Source organism: Streptomyces sp. CO7 (genome assembly GCF_053474865.1).
Map to the genome: position 1 here is coordinate 67,656 of NZ_JBRIOU010000004.1, position 2,100 is coordinate 69,755.

Here is a 2,100-nt window from a genome sequence, read left to right on the forward strand (position 1 = left end):
CTCCCGCCCCGACCGCCCGCACGACCCCAGGGAGCCCCCCATGTCCGCATCCGCGCTGCCGCAGGAGCGTCGCCTCGTCACCGCCGTCCCCGGCCCGAAGTCGATCGAACTGCAGGCCCGCCGCGCCGCCGCGGTGGCCCAGGGCGTGGGCTCCACCCTGCCGGTCTTCGCCGCCCGCGCGGACGGCGGCGTCATCGAGGACGTCGACGGCAACCGCTTCATCGACTTCGGCTCCGGCATCGCCGTCACCACGGTCGGCGCCTCCGCCGAGGCCGTGGTCCGCCGGGCCTCCGCCCAGCTGGCCGACTTCACGCACACCTGCTTCATGGTCACCCCGTACGAGGGCTACGTCGCCGTCGCCGAGGCGCTGGCCGAGCTGACCCCGGGCGACCACGCCAAGAAGTCCGCGCTGTTCAACTCCGGCGCCGAGGCCGTGGAGAACGCGGTCAAGATCGCCCGCGCGTACACCAAGCGCCAGGCGGTCGTGGTCTTCGACCACGGCTACCACGGCCGCACCAACCTCACCATGGCGCTGACCGCGAAGAACATGCCGTACAAGCACGGCTTCGGCCCGTTCGCCCCCGAGGTGTACCGGGTCCCAGTGGCCTACGGCTACCGCTGGCCGACCGGCGCCGAGAACGCCGGCCCGGAGGCCGCCGCCCAGGCGATCGACCAGATCGTCAAGCAGGTCGGTGCCGAGAACGTCGCCGCGATCATCATCGAGCCGGTGCTCGGCGAGGGCGGCTTCATCGAGCCGGCCAAGGGCTTCCTGCCGGCGATCCGCGAGTTCGCCACCGAGAACGGCATCGTGTTCGTGGCGGACGAGATCCAGTCCGGCTTCTGCCGCACCGGCCAGTGGTTCGCCTGTGAGGACGAGGGCATCGTCCCGGACCTGATCACCACCGCCAAGGGCATCGCCGGCGGTCTGCCGCTGGCCGCGGTCACCGGCCGCGCGGAGATCATGGACGCCGCCCACGCGGGTGGCCTCGGCGGCACCTACGGCGGCAACCCGGTCGCCTGCGCCGCCGCGCTGGGCGCCATCGAGACCATGAAGGAGCTCGACCTCAACGCCCGCGCCCGGCAGATCGAGGAGCTCATGAAGGGCCGCCTCACGGCGATGGCGGAGAAGTTCGACGCCATCGGCGACATCCGCGGCCGCGGCGGCATGATCGCGATCGAGCTGGTGAAGGACCGCACGACCAAGGAGCCCGACGCGCAGCTCGCCGCCGCCGTCGCCAAGGCCTGCCACAACGAGGGCGTGCTCGTCCTCACCTGCGGCACCTACGGCAACGTCCTGCGCTTCCTCCCGCCGCTGGTCATCGGTGACGAACTGCTGAACGAGGGACTGGACGTCCTGGAGCAGGCGTTCGGCGCCGTCTGACAAGGTCAGCGGGGTAAATGAGGCCCTGGCCTCCGCCCCGGGAGACCCTGTGAAGAACGTGTGCGGGGTGGATGGCGGGACGGGGCGGCGACTGTCCCGGCCTGCTGGTCTGCCGTAAGTTCGTCGCAGATGAGAGACATCCCGAACCCGCGGTCCGCCGCGGGGGTCCGGGCCGAGGTTTCCCCAGCCAAGGCCCGACGGTGCTTCGCGCACACCCGGAGACCTGACGCTCCGGGTTCTCCTCACCGATCGGACGGCCGTCCGCCCCAAACCCCCCGGGGCGTACGGCACCCGATCCGGACCGTCACTTCACGGCGGTCCTCCGAAGGGCCGGCACACACCCCCCCTTGTGCCGGCCCTTCGGCATGTCCGGGCGCGTTCCGGCGTACGCGTCGTCTCAGGCACCCTTGAGGGCGTGCCGATCATCTCCTCCCGTCCCGTCGCCCCTCGGCGCCCGCGGCCGCCGGTGCCGCCGGCGCGGCGAGCGCTGCCCTGGCTGCTGGGCCTGCTGTTCGCCGTGCTGACCTGGCAGGTCGCCTCGGTGGGTCCGCTGGCCCGGGCCGACGAGCGGCTGGGCCGGGCGCTGATCGAGCGGGACGGGCTGTCGGCGTTCCTCGCGGACCTGGGCAACGCGGAGGTGGCCCTGCCGGTGCTGGCGGCCGCGGCGGGCTGGGCCGCGCTGCGGGGCCGCAGTGCGGGGCGAGCACGGTGGTGGACGC

Annotated in this window: 1 protein-coding gene and 1 pseudogene; both read left to right on the forward strand. The window is 73.0% G+C overall.

The genetic code is table 11. From position 1 onward, the window contains the following. Positions 1 to 40: 40 nt before the first annotated feature. Positions 41 to 1,381: a 4-aminobutyrate--2-oxoglutarate transaminase gene (gene gabT, locus ACOV8S_RS12960; RefSeq protein WP_448317982.1), complete on the forward strand. Its 1,341-nt coding sequence runs from the start codon at positions 41 to 43 to the stop codon at positions 1,379 to 1,381. 415 nt (positions 1,382 to 1,796) lie between these two features. Further along, positions 1,797 to 2,100: pseudogene (locus ACOV8S_RS12965) on the forward strand (phosphatase PAP2 family protein); the annotation flags it as partial.